This window comes from Saccharothrix sp. AJ9571, from assembly GCF_021725495.1.
GTDB lineage: Bacteria > Actinomycetota > Actinomycetes > Mycobacteriales > Pseudonocardiaceae > Amycolatopsis > Amycolatopsis magusensis.
This window is the reverse complement of the sequence record NZ_CP091382.1, coordinates 7,323,992-7,343,494: the sequence shown is the minus strand read 5'-3', so window position 1 is coordinate 7,343,494 and position 19,503 is coordinate 7,323,992. Positions and strand designations below refer to the sequence as shown.

At 67.7% G+C, this 19,503-nt stretch carries 20 protein-coding genes and 1 pseudogene; 14 read left to right on the top strand and 7 right to left on the bottom strand.

The window, feature by feature from the left end:
* Window positions 1–58: 58 nt before the first annotated feature.
* Window positions 59–263, top strand: a pseudogene (locus L3Q67_RS33110) (transposase); the annotation flags it as partial.
* A gap of 50 nt (window positions 264–313) precedes the next feature.
* On the opposite strand, the gene L3Q67_RS33105 reads toward L3Q67_RS33110, so the two are convergent.
* Window positions 314–835 (bottom strand): MarR family winged helix-turn-helix transcriptional regulator, encoded by a 522-nt coding sequence (locus L3Q67_RS33105; RefSeq protein WP_499185348.1) that lies wholly within the window; start codon window positions 833–835, stop codon window positions 314–316.
* A gap of 989 nt (window positions 836–1,824) precedes the next feature.
* Between L3Q67_RS33105 and L3Q67_RS33100 the strand changes: the two genes are divergently transcribed.
* A complete protein-coding gene (locus L3Q67_RS33100) occupies window positions 1,825–2,091 on the top strand; it encodes a C40 family peptidase (RefSeq protein WP_499185347.1) in 267 nt (88 codons plus the stop codon).
* 56 nt (window positions 2,092–2,147) lie between these two features.
* On the opposite strand, the gene L3Q67_RS33095 is transcribed toward L3Q67_RS33100, so the two are convergent.
* Genes L3Q67_RS33095 through L3Q67_RS33080 form a run of 4 tightly spaced genes read right to left on the bottom strand, consistent with a single transcriptional unit; the run spans window position 2,148 to window position 5,947 of the window.
* A complete protein-coding gene (locus L3Q67_RS33095) occupies window positions 2,148–4,418 on the bottom strand; it encodes a heavy metal translocating P-type ATPase (protein ID WP_499185346.1) in 2,271 nt (756 codons plus the stop codon).
* Window positions 4,419–4,438: 20 nt separating this feature from the next.
* On the bottom strand, window positions 4,439–5,398 hold the full coding sequence (locus tag L3Q67_RS33090) for a DUF8832 domain-containing protein (protein WP_499185345.1): 960 nt from the start codon (window positions 5,396–5,398) through the stop codon (window positions 4,439–4,441).
* 27 nt (window positions 5,399–5,425) lie between these two features.
* Entirely contained in the window at window positions 5,426–5,632 is a 207-nt protein-coding gene (locus tag L3Q67_RS33085) for a heavy-metal-associated domain-containing protein (protein ID WP_499185344.1), read from the bottom strand.
* A 33-nt stretch (window positions 5,633–5,665) separates the two neighbouring features.
* Window positions 5,666–5,947, bottom strand: coding sequence for a metal-sensitive transcriptional regulator (locus L3Q67_RS33080; RefSeq protein ID WP_499191705.1), 282 nt, complete (start codon window positions 5,945–5,947; stop codon window positions 5,666–5,668).
* 306 nt (window positions 5,948–6,253) lie between these two features.
* Here L3Q67_RS33080 and L3Q67_RS33075 point away from each other — a divergent pair, with 306 nt between their 5' ends.
* The 8 genes from L3Q67_RS33075 to L3Q67_RS33040 all read left to right on the top strand — a co-directional run bounded on the left by L3Q67_RS33075 (window position 6,254) and on the right by L3Q67_RS33040 (window position 13,222).
* Window positions 6,254–6,760 (top strand): DUF4396 domain-containing protein, encoded by a 507-nt coding sequence (locus L3Q67_RS33075; RefSeq protein ID WP_499185343.1) that lies wholly within the window; start codon window positions 6,254–6,256, stop codon window positions 6,758–6,760.
* A 217-nt stretch (window positions 6,761–6,977) separates the two neighbouring features.
* Entirely contained in the window at window positions 6,978–7,184 is a 207-nt protein-coding gene (locus tag L3Q67_RS33070) for a heavy-metal-associated domain-containing protein (protein WP_499185342.1), read from the top strand.
* 74 nt (window positions 7,185–7,258) lie between these two features.
* Window positions 7,259–7,423: a CDGSH iron-sulfur domain-containing protein gene (locus L3Q67_RS33065; protein ID WP_499185341.1), complete on the top strand. Its 165-nt coding sequence runs from the start codon at window positions 7,259–7,261 to the stop codon at window positions 7,421–7,423.
* Window positions 7,424–7,524: 101 nt separating this feature from the next.
* The gene (locus L3Q67_RS33060; protein WP_499185340.1) at window positions 7,525–8,241 is read left to right on the top strand and encodes a TetR/AcrR family transcriptional regulator; all 717 of its coding nucleotides are present in this window, start codon (window positions 7,525–7,527) and stop codon (window positions 8,239–8,241) included.
* 87 nt (window positions 8,242–8,328) lie between these two features.
* Window positions 8,329–9,765 carry an MFS transporter gene (locus tag L3Q67_RS33055; protein ID WP_499185339.1) on the top strand — a complete coding sequence of 479 codons (1,437 nt, stop codon included), beginning with the start codon at window positions 8,329–8,331 and terminating at the stop codon, window positions 9,763–9,765.
* Complete coding sequence (locus L3Q67_RS33050) at window positions 9,746–10,921, top strand: MFS transporter (RefSeq protein ID WP_499185338.1); 1,176 nt, start codon at window positions 9,746–9,748, stop codon at window positions 10,919–10,921. Before L3Q67_RS33055 ends, L3Q67_RS33050 begins: the two co-directional genes overlap by 20 nt.
* A 379-nt stretch (window positions 10,922–11,300) precedes the next feature.
* A complete protein-coding gene (locus tag L3Q67_RS33045) occupies window positions 11,301–12,668 on the top strand; it encodes an MFS transporter (RefSeq protein ID WP_499191704.1) in 1,368 nt (455 codons plus the stop codon).
* Window positions 12,669–12,697: 29 nt separating this feature from the next.
* Window positions 12,698–13,222 (top strand): carboxymuconolactone decarboxylase family protein, encoded by a 525-nt coding sequence (locus L3Q67_RS33040; protein WP_499185337.1) that lies wholly within the window; start codon window positions 12,698–12,700, stop codon window positions 13,220–13,222.
* 97 nt (window positions 13,223–13,319) lie between these two features.
* On the opposite strand, the gene L3Q67_RS33035 is transcribed toward L3Q67_RS33040, so the two are convergent.
* Window positions 13,320–14,435 (bottom strand): serine hydrolase domain-containing protein, encoded by a 1,116-nt coding sequence (locus L3Q67_RS33035; protein ID WP_499185336.1) that lies wholly within the window; start codon window positions 14,433–14,435, stop codon window positions 13,320–13,322.
* Window positions 14,436–15,191: 756 nt separating this feature from the next.
* Here L3Q67_RS33035 and L3Q67_RS33030 point away from each other — a divergent pair.
* From L3Q67_RS33030 to L3Q67_RS33015, 4 genes are all read left to right on the top strand, one after another.
* Window positions 15,192–16,331, top strand: coding sequence for a PLP-dependent cysteine synthase family protein (locus L3Q67_RS33030; RefSeq protein ID WP_499185335.1), 1,140 nt, complete (start codon window positions 15,192–15,194; stop codon window positions 16,329–16,331).
* Window positions 16,328–17,602, top strand: a complete 1,275-nt coding sequence (locus L3Q67_RS33025) for an MFS transporter (RefSeq protein WP_499185334.1) — start codon at window positions 16,328–16,330, stop codon at window positions 17,600–17,602. The genes L3Q67_RS33030 and L3Q67_RS33025 overlap by 4 nt, the downstream gene beginning before the upstream one ends.
* Window positions 17,603–17,821: 219 nt before the next feature.
* Window positions 17,822–18,226: a DUF6153 family protein gene (locus L3Q67_RS33020; RefSeq protein ID WP_499191703.1), complete on the top strand. Its 405-nt coding sequence runs from the start codon at window positions 17,822–17,824 to the stop codon at window positions 18,224–18,226.
* A gap of 54 nt (window positions 18,227–18,280) precedes the next feature.
* Window positions 18,281–18,949, top strand: a complete 669-nt coding sequence (locus L3Q67_RS33015) for a DUF305 domain-containing protein (RefSeq protein ID WP_499191702.1) — start codon at window positions 18,281–18,283, stop codon at window positions 18,947–18,949.
* 51 nt (window positions 18,950–19,000) lie between these two features.
* Here the strand turns inward: L3Q67_RS33015 and L3Q67_RS33010 are convergent, their stop codons facing one another.
* Window positions 19,001–19,450, bottom strand: coding sequence for a MarR family winged helix-turn-helix transcriptional regulator (locus L3Q67_RS33010; RefSeq protein WP_499185333.1), 450 nt, complete (start codon window positions 19,448–19,450; stop codon window positions 19,001–19,003).
* Window positions 19,451–19,503: the final 53 nt, after the last annotated feature.

Here is a 19,503-nt window from a genome sequence, read left to right as displayed (position 1 = left end):
CCACAAGATCAACAACCACCACCCTGACCCACCAACAAAACACATCGGTGGATCCAGGCTGAACGCCCTCTATCGGCGGACGATCCGCGCGCGTGGGCATTTCCCGACCGAGCAGGCCGCGATGAAGTGCCTGTATCTTGTGACCCGCAGCCTGGACCCAACTGGGACACGCCGCGCTCGATGGACGATGCGCTTGGAAGCCCGTGCTCAACGCCTTCGCCATCACGTTCGGTGACCGCTGGCCGGGAGTCGAGACCTATTGATCAACAACGCCGGAAACACCGATCACGGGATAGACCCCTTGCACAAGGGTTCAGGGGGCACGCAGGCGGTGCTCGAGGCGGACCGCTCGCAGGATGGACTTGCTGATCCGCCGTAGCTGGCGGGTTTGGGCGGCGGTGAGGTTGTCGAAGACGAGGCGCTGGACTTCTGCGGCGTGACCGGGCGCGGTAGCCACAACTTTGTTCCAGCCGGGTTCGGTGAGGGTGGCCAGGGTGGCGCGGCGGTTGTGGGGATCGGGCACTCGCCGCAGCCAGTCTTTCTTCTCCAGACGTGCGGCGATGTGCGACAGGTGCGAGAGGGTGACCTTTGCCCCTGCGGCGAGGTCGCTCATGCGGGCGGCGCGGTCGGGGCTCATTGATAGCCAGGCCAGCACTGCGTACTCGGCGCGGGTGATACCCGCGTCACGTTGAAGCTGGGAGCCCACGACTTCGGGCAGCCAGTTCATCAGGGAGGCAAGCGCCACCCAGGAATGCATCTGCTCCGGCGTCAGCCAGCGAGGCTCCGGGCCGCCGTCTGGGCCCGTGCCTGTGCGAGGTGCCGCGTGATCCGTCACGACCCCCAGTCCTTTGACAAGGAAGTTCCGGCAGCTCCGAGGACCCCCTGTGGCCCGGCGAAACTCACCTGTCACTCTACGTCTAGCTTAGTACTAGGTAGCTTAGTAGACAGATGGAGGTCGTTACCTTACTGTCACCGCCGGGCCGGCGGGGCGGCCCGCACCAGTCGTCGATACAGGCTTGGAGAGACAGCAGCAGTGAGATCGCACCGATTCCGGCTGTTCATGGTCAGAGCGCTCGTCGCCACCTCGGCAGCTGTGCTGGTGACCGGTGTCACGCCGGCCAGTGCTCAACCCGCGGATCCGCCGTCGGACACGTCTGAGGCCATGCGTCGTTACGAACAGCTCGGCGCCGAGGCTGCGAAAGCAGATGAGGATCTGCTGGAGGCAGAGGACGAACTGCGCCGTCGACAGGCATTTCGAGACCAGGCTGACGCCGACCTTTCCGTCGCTACGCAGTCATTGGAGCGAGTTCAGGGAACCGAGGAGCAGTTCCGTGGTGAGGTGGATACGTTCGCGGCGGCGTCGTTCCGCGGCGGGGGGATCACGCGGATGTCCGCGTTGCTCACCAGCGAGTCTCAACGGGAGTTCTTGGAGCAGATGTCCGCTTTGGATGTTCTCGCGAGCGATAAGGCCGAGTTTCTCGACCGGTACCGTGGTGCGACTGCGGAAGCGAGCCAGGCACGGACCTCTGCCTCCGAGGCGCAGCGGACGGCTCAGGAAGCGGCGGAGTTCGCGCAGCAGGCAGCCGATTCGGTGCGGGAGCGCAAGAAGTCGCTGGATGGGCAGATCAAAGAGGTTCGTCGAGCGCTGAATCAGCTACCCGCGGACGAGAAGGCGGCGTTGGGCAAGGTGCAGGACACCGGGTCGTACCTCGGGCCGCCAGGCGCGGCCAATGACGCGTTGCAGGCTGCGCTGTCGAAGCGAGGGTCCGAGTACGAGTGGGGCGCCACTGGACCGCGGGAGTTCGACTGCTCTGGGTTGACGTCGTGGCTTACCGGCAGGCGGGAGTGTCCATCCCGCGTACCAGCCGCCAGCAGTACACCGCGGGCAAACCGGTCGCGCTCAACGCCCTGCAGCCAGGCGATTTGCTGTTCTACGACGACGGAACGGGCAATCCCGGTGCCATCCACCACGTCGGCATGTTCGTCGGCAACGGCAAGATGGTCGACGCACCTACCGAAGGCCAGCTCGTTGACGTGCGCTCGATGAAAGGCGATGGCCATCTGCTGGGCGCACGCCGGATCGTGGGGTGAAGACCGAACAGGTCCAGGCGCTCGTCGAGAGCCTGGACCTGTGCCGGTGGTGCCGGTCAGGCGGTGCCCGCACGGCCGATGCTGCGGAAGCGGCGCAACCGCAGGCTGTTGGTCACGACGAACACCGAGCTGAACGCCATCGCCACCCCGGCGATCATCGGATTCAGCAGCCCGGCGGCCGCCAGTGGCAGGGCGGCGACGTTGTAGCCGAACGCCCAGAAGAGGTTTCCCTTGATCGTGCTGAGCGTGCGCCGCGACAGCCGGATCGCGTCGACGGCGGCCAGCAGGTCGCCGCGCACCAGGGTCAGGTCACTCGCTTCGATCGCCACATCGGTGCCCGTGCCCATCGCCAAGCCGAGATCGGCCTGCGCCAGTGCGGCGGCGTCATTGACCCCGTCACCGGCCATCGCGACCACCTTGCCCTCGTCCTGCAGCCGCTTGACCACGTCCACCTTGTCCGCGGGCAGCACTTCGGCGATCACCTCGGAGATGCCCACCTCGGCGGCGATGGCTCTGGCTGCGGCCTCGTTGTCACCGGTCAGCAGCACCGGTGTCAGGCCGAGTTCACGCAGCCGCCGTATCGCCTCCGCAGATGTCGGCTTGACGGTGTCGGCGACCACGAGCACGGCTCGTGCCTTGCCGTCCCAGCCGACCGCGACTGCGGTCTTGCCTTCGGCTTCCGCGGTCTTCTTCCGCTGGGCCAGCTCATCGGGCAGATGCTGACTCCACTCGGCCAACAAGGCCGTCCGCCCGACGAGCACCGCGGTGCCGTCGACGATCCCTTGCACGCCGAGGCCTTCGAGGTTGGTGAAGCCTTCGACTGCGGGCAGCTCACCGACCTTTGCTTCGGCGGCCCGGGCGATCGCCTTCGCGATCGGGTGCTCGGAGGCGTTTTCCAACGCACCGGCCAAGCGCAGCACCTCCTCGATCTCGACGCCCTCGGCAACGTGGACATCGACGAGCGACATCTTGCCGCTGGTGACGGTGCCGGTCTTGTCGAGCACGACGGTGTCGATCCGGCGGGTGGACTCCAGTACCTCCGGGCCCTTGATCAGGATGCCCAGCTGCGCGCCGCGGCCGGTGCCGACCATCAGCGCGGTCGGCGTGGCCAGGCCCAGCGCGCACGGGCAGGCGATGATCAGCACCGCGACCGCCGCGGTGAAGGCCGCGGCCGCCGAGCCGCCCGCGCCGAACCAGAAGGCCAGCGTGCCCACCGCCAGCGCGATCACGATCGGCACGAACACCGCGGACACCCGGTCGGCGAGCCGCTGTACCTGCGCCTTGCCGGTTTGGGCGTCCTCGACCAACTTGGCCATCTGCGCCAGCTGGGTGTCTGCACCGACCCGGGTCGCGCGCACCAGCAGGCGCCCGCCCGCGTTGACCGTCGCGCCGACGACCGCTTCACCCGGCCCGACTTCGACGGGCATGGATTCGCCGGTCAGCATGCTCGCGTCCACCGCGGAGGTGCCGTCCTCGATCACGCCGTCGGTGGCGATCTTCTCCCCCGGCCGGACGACGAACCGATCGCCCACTTGCAGTTGTTCGACCGGGATGCGGATTTCCTTGCCGTCGCGGAGCACCGCGACGTCCTTGGCCCCGAGTTCGAGCAGGGCGCGCAGCGCGGCCCCGGCCCGGCGCTTGGACCTCGCCTCGAAGTACCGCCCGGCCAGGATGAACGTGGTGACTCCGGCGGCGACCTCCAGATAGATGTTGCCGTCACCGCTCATGCGCTGGATCGTCAGCTCGAACGGGTGGGTCATGCCGGGCACGCCGGCGCTGCCGAACAGCAGCGCGTACAGCGACCAGGCGAACGCGGCGAGCGTGCCCATCGAGATCAGCGTGTCCATGGTGGCCGCGCCGTGGCGCAGGTTGGCCCACGCCGCCTTGTGGAAGGGCCAGGCCGCCCACAGCACCACGGGGCTGGCCAGGGTGAGCGAGATCCACTGCCAGTAGGTGAACTGCAGTGCCGGGATCATCGCCAGCGCGATCACGGGCACGGACAGCACGGCCGAGCCGATCAACCGCTGCCGCAGCGATCGGGTCGGATTCTCTTCGGCGATCTCGCCGTCGACCGGTTCCGGCTGCCGGGGCTTCGGCAGCTCCGCGGTGTATCCGGCGGCCTCGACCTGAGCGATCAGCTGTCCGGGGTCTACGTCGCCGGGGAAGCTGACCTTCGCTTTCTCGGTCGCGTAGTTGACCGTGGCGGTGACGCCGTCCAGCTTGTTCAGCTTCTTCTCGATGCGCATCGCGCACGACGCGCACGTCATGCCGCCGATGGCCAGTTCGACTTCGCCGGCGACGTCACGGGGTGGGGTTGTCGTTGTCATCTCAGTCGCTCCTTCCCCGGTCAGTGGCCGTGGCCGTCAGAAGCGTGGGGCTCGGGCGCCGCCACTGGAGTACCCGCTGTGGCGACGGTGAAATCCGCGGTACGGACTACGCCGTCGTGCTGAAAGTCGAGGAACAGCCGGTAGGCCCCGGCAGTGGGCACCTCGGCGTAGAAGGTCACGCCCGGGCCCGCTGCGGTCTTGCCGTCCCCTGGTGCGCCGTCGGGGTGGACGTGCAGGTAGGCCAGGTCACCGCCGCGCAGAGCCACCAGGTGCCCGTAGGCGCCCAGGTAAGGCTGCAGATCGGTGACCGGCGCGCCGTCCTTCTCGACGATCAGCGTCACCTTCGACGACTGCCCTGGCACCAGATCGCCATCCAGCCGCACCCGGTAGCCATCGATGGTCGCTTCGCGGGACGGCTGGTAGGCGGCCGGCTGGAAGTCACCCGGAACCGCGAGATCGGCGCCGAGCGTTGTCGCTTGAGCACCCGTGGGCTTGAAGTCGGCATAGGCCCGGTAACTGCCGCCGACGGGCAGATCGAGCGGCACGGTCCAAGTGCCATCCGAGCTGAGTTCGGGGTGCACGTGCTGAAAGCCCGAGGTGTCGCGGCGCACCACGATCAAGTGCATCCGCTTCTCGTGCTCGACGTCGTAGGCCGTCACCGGGGCACCGTCCGGCCCGCTGATGATGAAGGAGAACGGCTGATCGGGTCCCGGGGTCAGCGTCGTCGCGGTGGGTGTGAGGGTGTAGCCACCCCTGGACGACGCCAGCCCGGCGGGCTGGTCGGTTGGCGCGGTCTCCGCGACGGTGCCGCTGTGAGCGTCCCCGTGCCCGGCGTCCTCGCCACCGGGCGTTCCGGCCGTGCCACCCTTTGCGGTGGACTCGCCGGCGAAGGGACCGACAGCGGTTCCGGCTGCCCAGGCGCCACCGGCGACCAGGGCGATTGCCGCACCGTAGGCGGAGATCTTCGCTGCAGTGTTCATCGGGATTCCTTGTCTGCTCCGGCCGCGCTACGCGGTCAGTTCGTAGCCGGCTTCGTCGACCGCGGCGCGGACGTCGTCGGTGTTCAGTTCCTGGGCGCTGGTCACGGTGATGGTGCCGGTGGGCAAGTCGACGACCACTCCGGTCACGCCGTCGACCTTGCCGACCTCCTCGGTTACCGCGCGGACGCAGTGGTCGCAGGTCATGCCGGTGACGTGGTAGCTGGTGTCAGCCATGGGATTCCTCCTCGGTGGTGGTGTTCGCCCGGTTCACGAACGGACCAGGCGCGCGATGGCGTCGCTGGCCTCGCGGACCTTGTGATCGGCGACCTCGCCGCCCTCGGCGATGGCCTCGGTCACGCAGTGCTTGAGGTGTTCATCCATCAAGGCGAGAGAAACCGACTGCAGCGCTTTCGTGGCCGCCGAGATCTGCGTGAGGATGTCGATGCAGTACTCGTCACCTTCGACCATCCGGTGCAGGCCGCGAACCTGGCCTTCAATCCGACGCAGCCGCTTGAGCAGGTTGTCCTTGTCCTCGGCGTACCCGTGCATGTCGATCTCCTTCACCTCAACACCGCCGCAGCGGCACTCCTATTGATACCCTACCCCCGTATACTATGCAACCACCGACACGCGGAGGCAGCGGCCACAAAGAGGCGACTGCGACCCAGTCCCGCCGGAATCCACCGCAGATCGAGGTAGCCGACGGCGTTGAGCAGCCTTTCACCCCATCGATGCCGCCAGCGCCCTGGCGACCGACCCTGACACGACCGTGTCCGCGTGTCACCCGTCATGGACTTGCCTTACTACCCTTACGGGGTATAGGAACAGGAAAGCAGCGACGAGAAAGGTCCACCCATGTCCGACACTCCCGGCCAACCCGCCCACCACGGCACCGGCCACCAGGGCCACCACGATCACGGAAACGGCGCGAGCTGGAGCGTGGCCGCGTCGGCCACCCTGCACTGCCTTACCGGCTGCGCCATCGGCGAGATCCTCGGCATGGTCATCGGCACCGCACTCGGCTGGCACAACCTGCCCACCATCGTGCTGGCGATCGCGCTCGCCTTCGTTTTCGGTTACGCGCTGAGCATGCGCGGCGTCCTGCGCGCCGGCATCGGCTTCAAGCAGGCACTGAAGGTCGCACTGGCCGCGGACACCATCTCGATCACCGTCATGGAGATCATCGACAACGGCGTGATGCTCGTGGTGCCCGGCGCCATGGACGCCGGCCTGGGCACCTGGCTGTTCTGGGGCGCACTCGCGTTCGCCTTCCTGATCGCCTTCCTGGTCACCATGCCGGTGAACAAGTGGCTCATCGGCCGTGGCAAGGGCCACGCCGTCGCACACGCCTACCACCACTGACGCCATCCTCCGACCGGCCGGGCCACACACGAGGTCCGGCCATCCACATGCCGGAAACGCCCCCAAAAGCGGAACAGGGGACACGGGCCTGCTTGGACATCAAGCTCCCGAGCAAGCGCCTACCCGTCAGCAAGACAACCGTCATCTAGCTTTACCCTACGGGGGTATTGTAGTCTCACTGCAACCCTCGACACTCCCGAAAGGCAGGGATTCTCCGATGAACTCCAGCGTGTACACCGTCAAGGGCATGACCTGTTCCGGCTGCATGGCCAAGGTGACCAACGCGGTGACCGGCGTCGACGGCGTCACCGACGTGGATGTCGACATCAGTACCGGCGAACTCACCGTGGTCAGCGACGCCCCGCTCGAGACCGAGCGGGTTCGCGCGGCGATCAAGGACGCCGGTTACGAGGTGGCGAGCTGAGCGGGCACACCGACGAGCCGCCTGCGGCCGTCATCAAGACGGTCGACAACGGCCCGTACCAGGTCAAAGGCCCGGTGCGCGTGGTCGACCACGAGAATAACGTCTACGACCTCGAAGGCAGGCGGACCCACCTGCTCTGCCGCTGCGGTCAGTCAGCGAAGAAACCCTTCTGCGACGGAGCACACGCTCGATCCCGTTTCGTCGCCGGCGAACGCGCCCCGTCGGCTACAGAAGGCTGACCGTGCGGCTGGGGGGGCCACTCGCCCACCCAGCCGCACCGTCGCCTTCCTGGCACTGAGTTAGCTTGTCCCTGAATGGAATCTCACAGACAGGGGCAGGCATGAGCCGGGCCAAAACGGGCAAAGCACGAATGGGACGCCCATCCCTGGTCGACCGCGACACGATCGTGCGCGCCGCCGTCGACCTCGGTTTCGACCGGCTGACCGTCTCCGCGGTCAGCGCGCGGCTCGGCGTCTCACACTCCACGCTGTACCGGTATTTCGGCAGTCGTGACGCGCTGGCATCGGCCGCCATCGACCTTGCCGTCAGCTCCATCGAGTGGCCCGCACCGGACGACCAGGGCTGGCATGCCTTTCTCCAGGCGACGGCGAAGGGTTACTGGTCGCTGTACGAGACCCATCCCGGTTTGGCGTTGGAGGTCTCCACCCTGCGTTCCACTTCCAGCGCCCTGGTCGCCACCACGAACCAAGCCGGGCTGGCTCTGATCGAGTTCGGCTTCACCGCCGAACAGGCGGTCTTGGTGGTCGACATGCTCGGTGAACTGGTCACGCAAGCGTTCCTCGGTGCCTCGACCTCGCCACCAGTCACGACTACGCCCCCTGCCGCCGAGGAGGAACGCCCGCACACCGTCAGCGTCGTCGACGGCTCCCGGCAGCGGCGCGCCGAGTTGATGCAGCCCTGGCTCGATCACTACGACCCCCGACTCCGGGCCGCGTTCGCTGAGGCTATCTCCCGGCCGCCCGCCGAGCAGTTCGCTCGCAAGCTGGCCCTCTTCCTCGACGGCATAGCCGCACGTATTCCCAGGTCACACGCCTGAATCAGCTGACACGCAGTCGCGCCCGCCCCACCGGGCGCACTTTGTGACACTATGTCTCTAAGTTGGTCGGTGATTCTGGGAGGACACATGGCAGCAGTAGGGACGGCGAGCGCGGCCCGCCAGCGACCCGGGTACGCCCTGGCGGTGATCGTCGCGGCCCAGTTGCTGGTGGTCCTGGACGCCTCGGTGGTCAACATCGCGCTGCCGGCCGCTCAGGCCGAGCTGGGTATGGCCGATTCGAGCCGGCAGTGGGTGGTCACGGGCTACTCACTCGCCTTCGGCGGTTTGCTGTTGCTGGGTGGCCGTGTCGCCGACGTACTGGGAAGGAAGCGGACTTTTCTGGCCGGCCTGGTGGGGTTCACCGTCGCTTCCGCGGTGGGCGGGTTCGCGGTGAACGAAGCGATGCTGCTGATGGCCAGGGCAGCCCAGGGGGTCGCGGCCGCGTTCCTCGCCCCGGCAGGGCTGGCGATCTTGACCACCGTGTTCCCCGACGGCCCGGCCAGGGCGCGGGCGTTCGTAGTCTTCGGGGCGGCCGTGGGCAGTGGTGGTGTCGCCGGCATGGTGCTCGGCGGCGTGCTGACCTCGCTCGGCTCGTGGCGCTGGTGCTTGCTGGTCAATCTGCCGCTCGGGGTCGCTGTGCTGATCTTCGCCTCGCGAGTGCTGCTGGAGAGCAAGTCGGTGCGCCCCGCGGGCTATGACGTGCTCGGCACGGTGACCGCTACCCTCGGCTCGGGCGCATTGATCTACGGCATCGCCCAGGTCGCCGACGGCGGCTGGCTCGCGCCAGCAACGCTGGGTCCGCTGCTCGGCGGGCTGGCGCTGCTCGTGGTCTTCGTGCTCACCGAGCGACGGACGGCCGAGCCGATCATGCCGTTGCGCCTGGTCGTCAGCCGGGTACGGGGTAGCGCGTTCGCGATCATCCTGCTGGTCAACGCCGCGGCGTATGCGTGCTACTTGCTGCTGACCTACTACCTGCAGGTGGTCCGAGAGCTGTCGGCGCTGGCGACCGGTCTGGCTTTCGTGCCGATCGGTCTCGGCATTCTCGGCGGTTCGGCCGCCGCCGGGCGTGCGCTGGCGCGCTGGCGTCCCTGGCAGGTCACCGGTACCGGTTTGGGGGTGGCGCTGGCCGGAATGTGCTCCCTGGGACTGCTCGAAGCCGACGTACCGTTCTGGAGCGTGATCCTGCCGGCGCAGCTGGTCATCGGTGTCGGTCTGGGCGCCACCCTCACCACCGTGGTCAGCTTGGCCTTGCACGGCGTTGAGCCGGACCAGTCCGGGGTCGCCAGCGCGCTGACCAACGCCATGCGCGAGATCGGCGGAGCGGCGGGCATCTCCCTGCTCAACGTCGTCGCAATCGCGGTCACCGCCACTCAGCCTGACCCTCGTAGCAGCTCCGCGTTGAGCGCCGGGTATGTCGTCGCGTTCCTCGGCGCCGCAGTTCTGCTCGCCGCCGCATTGCTGTTCACCGCGTGGGGTTCGCAGGCAGCGCGGAAAGACAGGGCCCGTGCCGAAGAACCTGCTTAGGCCATACCGTGCGGCGCTGGCCCAGCCCGGCGTCGCACGGCTGGTGATCGCCCAGTTAGCGGCGTATCTGCTGTCTGGAATGGCAGGGCTGTCGCTGATGTTGTCCGCGGAGCGCGCCTCCGGCAGCTACGCCACCGCAGGTGCCGTGTCCGCGGGTTACGCCGTCGCTCTCGCTGCCGCCGCGCCAGTCTGGGGCACCCTGGCCGACTCCCGTGGACCTCGCCCGGTTCTGCTGGCAACGGTCCTCGCACAGAGCAGCGGCTTCGCGGCCTACACGGCCGCGGTCATCACAGACGCATCGAGTTGGCTCCTGCTCGGCTGCGCCATGGCCGCAGGCGCCGCCACGCCTCCGGTGTCGGCGATCTGCCGCCGGATCATGATGGACCAGCCCGTCGAAGCGCACCGGCGAGCGCTGTTCTCGCTGAGCGGCCTCTTCGCCGAAACCGTCTTCGTGGTGGGCCCGCTCCTCGTCGGCGTGGTCGTACTCGTCGGGCCCCCGGTCAACGCCGTAGTCGCCACCGGCGTGATCTCGGCGGCAAGCGTGCTGTGGCTGCGCATGGTACCGGCGGTGAAGACCGTCGCCCGCGTTCGCCGCACGCGCGGTCCGATGCGGTTCTCGGCTCGCCAGGCCGAGTTGTACGGCGTCGTGGCGCTGGGCGCGTTCGCCATCGGCGGCCTGCAGGTCACCGTGATCGCCTACGCCGACGATCTGTCCCTCAGCGCGGGAGTGCTGATCGGGTGCGTGGCGGCCGGCGGCACGGTGAGCAGCCTCGCCTACGGCGCCTGGCGGCTACCCGGCTCCCTGGCCGCTCACCTCGGCACCGCCCTCTCGCTGTACGGCCTGGCCATACTCCTGCTCACCCTCCAGCCTGCCGCAGCTGCCGGGATCTCGATCCTGCTGCTCATCGGCCTCTGCACCGGACCGGCCGACGCGATCGAAGCCCTCATCCTCGGCGCCCACACCCCTGTTTCCCAGCAGGCCCAGGCGTTCTCACTGCTGGTCACCGCGAACTGGATCGGCTTCGCCGCGGGTTCCGCGGCCACCGGTGCCATCATCGAGCACCTCTCACCGGCAGGTGGACCGTTGGCCGCCGCATCCGCCGCTCTCGGCGCGGCAGCACTGACCATGACTTCCGGCCTGCGCACCACCGTCTGAGCTGTCATCAGCCAGCGCCATCAAGAGATACCCTACCCCCGTATTTACCATCGCACGTCCGCACCGTCCGAGCGCAATGCCGACGCCACGAGTTCCTCGGTGAACTTGAAGCCAGCGATGCGAGCACCACCTGACCACCGTGTTCCCGCATCGCTGCGCCGTGCGAGTGCACCTAATCCCAGCAGTTCCGGCACGATCGCACCAAGCTCTCATCCATATCTGTCGCGGATTCTCTTCACGCCGCAGGGAATAGCCCACTAGCGCAGCGGGTTGACGCTTGCTACCTTACATACCCACTACGGGTAAGGAGTAAGTCGTGGAAACCGCAAGCAGCAAGCGACGCTGGTGGGCACTCGCGCTCATCGCCGCCGCACAGTTCATGGTGATCATGGACACCTCGATCATCGGGGTGGCCCTGCCCCGCATCCAGGCCGATCTCGGCTTCTCCCAGGAAAACCTGTCGTGGGTCTTCAACGCCTACGTCGTCGCCTTCGGTGGCCTGCTCCTGCTCGGCGGCCGGCTGTCCGATCTCCTCGGTGCGCGCAGGATCTTCGCCACCGGCTGGGTCGTCCTGCTCGCCGGTTCACTCGTCGCGGGTCTGGCCGGGCAGGTGTGGACCGAACTCGCCGGTCGCGCGATCCAGGGCGCCGGCGCGGCCCTGATCGCCCCGTCCGCTTTGACGCTGCTGATGATGCTGTTCGGGAGCGAACCCAAGGAACTGACCAAGGCGCTCGCGCTGTACGGGGCCGCGGCCCCGGCCGGCGGCACCGCGGGGGTGTTCCTCGGCGGGGTGATCACCGAGTACATCAGCTGGCCGTGGGTGTTCTACATCAACATCCCGATCGCCGCACTCACCTTGGCCGCGACCCCGGCGCTGATGCCGAAGGGCACCCCGCAACGCGGCTCCATCGACGTTGTCGGCGCGATCACGGTCACCGCGGGTCTCGGCGCGGCCGTGTATTCGATCGTGCGGGCACCGGAGACCGGCTGGGCTTCCTTCGAAACGATCCTCGGCCTGCTCGTCGCTGTCGTCCTGCTCGGTGCGTTCGTCGGCATCCAGGGCGCGCGCAAGGTTCCGCTCGTCCGGCTGAGCATCTTCCGCACGCCCAACCTGTCCGCGGCCAACCTGGCCCAGCTCCTGCTCGGCGCGGCCTGGATCCCGATGTGGTTCTTCCTCAACCTCTACCTGCAGCAGGTCCTTGGCCTCGGCGCCTTCCCGAGCGGGTCCGCGCTGCTGCCGATGACGTTGACAATCATGGTGATGATGATCGCGCTGGCCCCGCGGCTGACCGCGCGATTCGGCACCAAACCGCTGATCGTCACCGGGCTCGCCGTCCTGGGAGCCGGACTGGTGTGGCTGTCGTTCGTGCGTCCCGATGGGAACTTCTGGGCCGACGTCCTGCCCGCCTCACTGGTCGCCGCCGCGGGCATGGCGCTCGCCTTCGTCCCGTCGCTGGGAACGGCGATCTCCAGTGCACGTCCCGAAGAAGGCGGGATCGCGTCCGGCATCGTCAACACCAGCTACCAGATCGGCTCGGCTTTGGGCTTGGCCGCGATGACCGCGCTGGCCAGCTCGTTCGGCGCCGGCCAGCTCGCCGACACGCACGCTCTGACCGATGGGTTGTCGGCATCGTTCCTCGGTGCCGCGGCCGTCGCGTTCGCGGGAGCACTCCTCGCGGCAGGCACCTTGAATCGCTCGTCGCGCCGGACCCTCAAGGCCGACAAGGTCGGCGCGCCCACCATCTGACCACCACTCAACGGTGAAAGAAGCAGCCGATGACCCGCATCACGCCCCCGCCGCAGGACGAACTCCACGAGAAGTCCCGGGCCCTGCTCGAGGAACTCAACGGCCGCCGCGGCACCGTCGGGCCCATGGTCGCCACCATGGCCCACTCCCCCGCACTGCTACAGGGCTACCTCGACCTCTCCCGCGCGATCAAGCGAGTCAAACTCCCCCGCGCGCTGAGCGAGAAGATCTCCCTCGCGGCACAGGAATGGATCGGCTGCGCACTATGCCTCGACGCGCACACCAAGGCCGCCCGTGCGGCAGGGGTGAGCGAGTCCGACATCACGCTCGCTAGGCAGGGCACAGCCACCGACGCACGCGAAGCCGCATTGCTGGCCTACGCCGTGCGGGTGCTTGCTGAACCTGCCTCGATCACCGACGACGACGTGGCCGAGCTGCGCGAACACGGCTGGAGCGACCGCGTGATCGCCGAGGTCGTCGGCCTGGTGTCGCTCAATCTCCTGACCGGCGCCTTCAACCTGGTCGCGGGCTTGGAACCACCTGCCGCCGAGTGACACCGCGATCATGATCCGGAGCGCGGCCAGCAGGAACCGGAACCGCGGGCCGGTGGAGCTCACCTGTGAGGTCCACCGGCCCACACAAATTCCAGGGTCAGGGGCAGGTGACCTCCAGCCGGATGTCGTCGTCCAGCACGGCCGCGATCTCGGCGACGCGGGCGTGGTCGTGCAGCCGCCGCGTCACATAGGCGACCGCGTGCCCGTGCCGCAACGACCACCAGGCCGCCGAGCCGCCGAAGCCACCCAGGCCGAGGAAGTTGTCGGTGCGGAACGGGCCGAGCGTCCAGCGAACGGTCGTGCCCACCACTTCGTCGTAACCGCAGACCTGACCGCCGAGGAAGTCGGCGTGCAACTCCGGCCCCAGCAACCGCGCGACCGGCCCATCCAGGGCGGTCAGCCCGGCGTAGAAACCGGCCAACGCGGTCGCCGACGCGTGCAGGCCGCTTGCACCGAACACCGATCGTTGCCAGGCAGGCGTGTTCAAGCGGGCCGGATCCAGAGCACCGGCAGGAAGTGCCAGCGCCGGGCTGTAGGTGGGAGCGACCTCGGCCACGAGTTGCTCGGTGGTGCCGTCGATACCCAGTTCGAGTTCCGCCACCCGAGCCAGCTCGTGCTCGGGCACGCCGAACCAGGCATCGATCCCCAGCGCGGGCCGGACCGTCTCGGCGTAGATCTCGCCCAGCGAGCGGCCGGTCGCGGCGCGCAGCACCCCATCGAGGAGGTGGCCGTGGGTCAACGCCTGCTCGGCCAGAGCCGAGCCGGGCTCGAACTCGGGCGTGGCAGCAGCCAGCGCACGCCGCAAGGCCGCGTCGTCGAGCAGGTCGATCTCCCGGGCTTCCGGCGGGAACGCCGGAAGGCCCGAGCGATGGGTGAGTATCTCGCGCAGCGTCGTGCTTTCCTTGCCCGCAGTGGCGTAGTCCGTCCAGTAACGGGCGACCGGCCCATCCAGCTCCAGCGCACCCTCGGCCACGGCGACCAAAGCGGTCAGCGCGGCGAACGGTTTCGACGTCGAATAGGTGGTCACCAGCGTGTCGTCGGTCCACGGCCGGCTGCGGGCAGCGTCGGACCAGCCACCGCTCAAACGAACCACCTCGCGACCGGAGGCCCACACCGACACCGCGGCCCCGGTCTCCCTGCCCTCGTCCACCAGCTTCGTGAACACCTCACGGACCGGCTCATAGCCATCCTCGACGGTTCCTCTGACACTCATTGGCCCTCCGGCGCTGCAGCAGGTGCGATACCCTCTACCCCCATAGTGTATCGACCAAGCTCCTCGTGTCGACCTCCCGCGATCCGGCAGGGCGAGTTGGCTGACTGGACAGGACGGTGAGCCAACCGTGCCCCTCGTGGCTGGTGCACCGAACCTCATCCGCCTCGAATGGGTGAAAGGCGCCACAAGAGGCCGGAGCCGGTAGCCAATTCACCTCGACCCGACACGGGATCGGTAGCCTCGGGTAACTGTGAGAGGCCAAGCGCAAGCTCAGTGTGTGCGAGTGCTCAACCCTCTTCTCGTTGTGGCCGGGCTCTTCGTCGTCTATCTGGCATTCCATGCGCTTCCGTGCATGGCTGGTCATGTCGACTCCGCTCATTCCGATGCCACGTCGGTCCACTTGATGACGGCCGACGTCCATGAGCACGGACATTCGTCGGACACGGACTGCGGCACGCATGATCGGCCACATCAGCCGGACCATCCAAATTGCCTGGCCGTGCCACGGATTTCGGACCATCCGGGCAGCGCGCCATCGTCGTGGGCGTTGTGTCTCGGCATTTTGATCCCTGTTGGCGGGAGAGCCCGACCTCGGCCTCCTGGCCCGGTACGTGGCTCGCCACACCGGCCCAGCGGCGGCGGTCAAGACATTCTGTGCGCTCTGTGCGTGCTGCGGCGCTGAAAGCAGTCCACTGACTCGCCTGGCGAGTCGGCTTCTGCCTACCCCTTGCTCAGCGCAACAGGACGGACTCAGTCATGCCCTCATACGATTTCGCGCGCCCGCCGGTGCCCGCCAGCATCCGCCCGGCCACATCCGGGACCGCCGGCACTCATACCGCCGGCGCCGTCGGGAACACCCCCGTGGCCTGGATCGACCGGCCGTTCACCACGGACGGCAAAGGCTTTTGGGCCAAGCTTGAAGGCCAGAACCCGGGCGGGATGAAGGACCGCCCCGCCTTGCACATGGTCGCCCGCGCTCTCGAACGCAGCGACCTGCAGCCGGGTGGACTCATCGTCGAATCGACCAGTGGCACGCTCGGCTTGGGGTTGGCTCTGGCCGGGATCGTTTACGGCCACCCCGTCGCCCTGGTCGCCGACCCGGGCATGGAGCCGATCGTGCACCGCCTCCTGCTGGCCTACGGGACCCGCGTGGAGATCGTGGACCGACCTCACCCGGTCGGCGGCTGGCAGGAAGCCCGGCGACAGAAGGTCGCGGAGTTGCTTGCCGAGCACCCCGGTTCCTTCTGCCCCGACCAGTACCACAATCCCGACAACGTGGCCGCCTACGAGCCGCTGGCCACCGAACTCGTGTCCCAGCTGGGCCGGGTCGACGTACTGGTGTGCTCAGTGGGCACCGGTGGTCACTCGGCCGGAGTCTCCCGGGCGCTACGTCGTTTCTTCCCGGATATGCAGCTTGTCGGGGTGGACACCGTCGGCTCGACGATCTTCGGCCAGCCCGCACGCACCCGGCTCATGCGCGGCCTGGGCTCCAGCATCTACCCCCGCAACGTCGACTACACCGCCTTCGACGAGGTGCACTGGGTCAGCGCCGCCGAGGCAGTGTCCACCTGCCGTCGGCTGGCCGCGGCGCAATACGCCTCGGGTGGCTGGAGCGTGGGCGCCGTGGCCCTGGTGGCCGGCTGGCTCGCGCGGACATCTCCGGCGTCGACCCGCATCGCGGCGATCTTCCCCGACGGACCGCAACGCTACTTCGACACCGTCTACAACGACCAGTTCTGCGCCGAACACGGCCTCCTCGACGTCGCCCTGCCCACGGCCCCGGAGACAATCGGACACCCCGACGAGCAAGAGGTGGCGCGGTGGACCCGCTGCGCCACCGTGGTCGATCCAGTGGCTGCCCGCCTCGCCGCGACCGGAGTCGGTGAGCGCCGATGACCGGTGTGGCACAGCAGTTCCGTTCGTTCGACCGGCCGGTCCGGCTGCTGGCGATCAACCAGTTCACCATCAACATCGGCTTCTACATGCTGATGCCCTACCTCGCCGCCCACCTCTCGCTCGGCCTGGGCTTGGCGGGGTGGCTGGTCGGCTTGATCCTGGGGGTGCGCAACTTCTCCCAGCAAGGCATGTTCCTGCTTGGCGGCGCGCTGGCTGACCGGTTCGGGTACAAGCCCCTCATCGTCGCCGGATGCGCGCTGCGCACCGCCGGATTCGCCCTGCTCGGCGTGGTCGATTCCGTCCCGGCGCTGATCATCGCCTCCGCCGCTACGGGATTCGCCGGGGCATTGTTCAACCCCGCCGTGCGCGCCTACGTGGCCAAGGACGCCGGTGACCGCCGAGTCGAGGCGTTCGCACTGTTCAACGTCTTCTACCAGGCTGGGATCCTGCTCGGCCCACTGATCGGCTTGCTGCTCACCGGGGTGGCGTTCCAACTCACCTGCCTGGTCGCGGCGATCGTGTTCGCGGCACTAACTGTCCTGCAGATCCGCTCGCTGCCCGCTCGCCGATCGGCCAAGCCCGACGGCCCGGTTGTATCCCTGCTCGCGGGCTGGTCAGTTGTATTGCGGAACCGGCGGTTCCTAGCCTTCTCGGCGGCGATGATCGGTTCCTACGTCTTGTCATTTCAGGTGTACCTGGCCCTGCCGCTGGAGACCCGGCGACTGGCCCCCACCGAAGCCGCTGGCACGATCGAGGTCGGCGTGCTCTTCGCCGTCTCCGGGATCATCGCGATCGTCGGGCAGCTGCGGGTCACGGCCTGGTGCCGAGCACGGTGGAGCCACGGCCAGTGCCTGACCGCCGGGCTGACGTTGATGGCACTGGCCTTCGCAGCCCCCCTGCTGACAGCGGCCAGCCCACCGGCCGGGGACCTTTCGCTGGGCGGCTTGCTCACCTTCGGCCCCTTGCTCGTGTCCGTCGCACTGCTGACCCTCGGCACCGTCGTCGTGTTCCCGTTTGAGATGGACACGATCGTCTCCCTCGCCCGAGATCGGCTGGTCGCGACGCATTACGGGCTTTACAACACCATCTGCGGCGTCGGGATCGCGATCGGCAATCTCGGCACGGGAGCGGCCTTGGACCTGGCCCGGACCAGCGGGGTCGCCTGGGCACCGTGGGCGGCGCTGATGCTGATCGGCGGCGCTTGCGCACTGGGCGTCTTCGCGCTGGGACGCTCCGGCAGGCTCGAACCGGCCGCCGCTGAGGCAAGCTGAGCTATCGCGCCGGGTGAGGCCAACGAGGGGGAGGAGGGCCTCACCCGGCTGCGTAGCGGCACGGTTCAGGGAACCGCACCCATAGCGATACCCTACTATCTGAAATAGTAGGAAGCCAGTGCGGACACCGGCTCAGGGCGTAAGCCACCGCGGTCCGCATCCGCAGCTACTATCACTCTTAGTGGAACAGACGACGCCGGGTACGGTGAAGGCTTGAAGGTGGATGTGATTGCACGGGTACAGCAGTTCATGCTGTTGTGCGCGCTCACGTTCGCCGTGGTGGGCATGCATCACCTGCTGACCGCCCCAAGCTCACACCACGGTTCCGGCCAGGACACCATTGCCACGGCACCCGCAGTCCACGACATGGCCACGGAAACTGCTCCTCAGCACGGCCATCACCCACCCAGCAGTCCTGCCGGATCACACGACGTGCTGCACCTGTGCTTCGCCGTCCTGTGCAGCCTGAGCTTCGGTTTGCTACTCCTGGCAATGACCTGGCTGCGCACCGCCTTGACAACGGCGCCGCCGAGACCTGGGCTACAAGTTCTCTGGACGAAGTGGCGCCCACCCGAAAGATCTGGCCGTTCACTGCTCACCGCGCTCTGCATTCATCGACTGTGATCCCAAGGCAGTGCCTTGTTCACCCGATCCAGTCGATCAGAGGAAGCACGAATCATGAAGAAGTCCCTTGCCATGGCCGGAATCGCCATGGCCGCCACCGGCGCACTCCTCGCAGGTTGCAGCGGCAACGACGACATGTCAGACATGGGCCACGCGTCGAGTTCGACCGCCCCGCCCGCCGCGGCACCCACGGGACAGCAAGCCGCGCACAACCAGCAGGACATCACTTTCGCCCAGGAGATGATCCAGCACCACACCCAGGCGCTGGACATGGCGAAGCTGGTTCCTTCTCGCAGCAGCAATCCGAAGGTCCTAGACCTGGCCGGCCGCATCGAAAAGGCGCAGGACCCCGAGATCAAGCAGCTGCAAGGCTGGCTGACCGGATGGGGTGCGGCACCGGCCACCCCGCCGTCATTGGCACAAGGCACGGACCACGGCTCGATACCCCACGCGAGCGGCACGCCCACACCCGGCATGGACCACGGAGCGATGCCCGGCATGATGACCGGCGAGGAGATGACCCAGCTCGAGCAGGCCAAGGCCGCGGAGTTCGACCGGCTGTGGCTGGAACTGATGATCAAGCACCACCAGGGCGCCGTCGAGATGGCGAGAACCGAACTCGGCACCGGCAGCAACGCCGATGCCAAGGCACTGGCTCAGCAGATCATCGACGCCCAGCAGGCCGAGATCAGCGAGATGGAGAATTTGCTGAAGCAGGGCTGATAGGTGCGGTGCCGGAGGTGGTCGCCTCCGGCACCGCCAACCCTGATGACTTCAGGCGTGTCCGCTTTCCAACGTGCGCAACGCGCGGACCAGGCCGGATACCCCAGTCCGCAACGCACATTGCTCCTCGGAGCTGAGCAATCGCAGAATCCGGCGGTGCCGTTCCTGCATCATCGCGGTCAGCTCGTCGACGAGGGCGCGACCGCGCGAAGTCAGCTCCACCGCCTGATAGCGGCGGTTGGCGGAATTGCGTTGCCGGACGAGCAATCCGCGCCTTTCCAGCCCAGCTGCCAACCGGCTCACAGTGCTCTTCTCCAGCTTCAGCCGCTCGGCCAGCTCGGCCTGGGACAGACGATCGTGCTGCGCCAGTTCCGACAGCGCCATCGCATCAGAGGCCGACACCGATTCGCCGGAGGGTGCCACCAGCGGACGATGCAGCCCGACCACTCGCAGCAACTGCAGCATCACGTCACCGATGAGATCATCGTGCACACCGACCATGGTTGCATCATACAACCCTCGTGGCTACCGTGATGGACACAAGGGTTGTATGA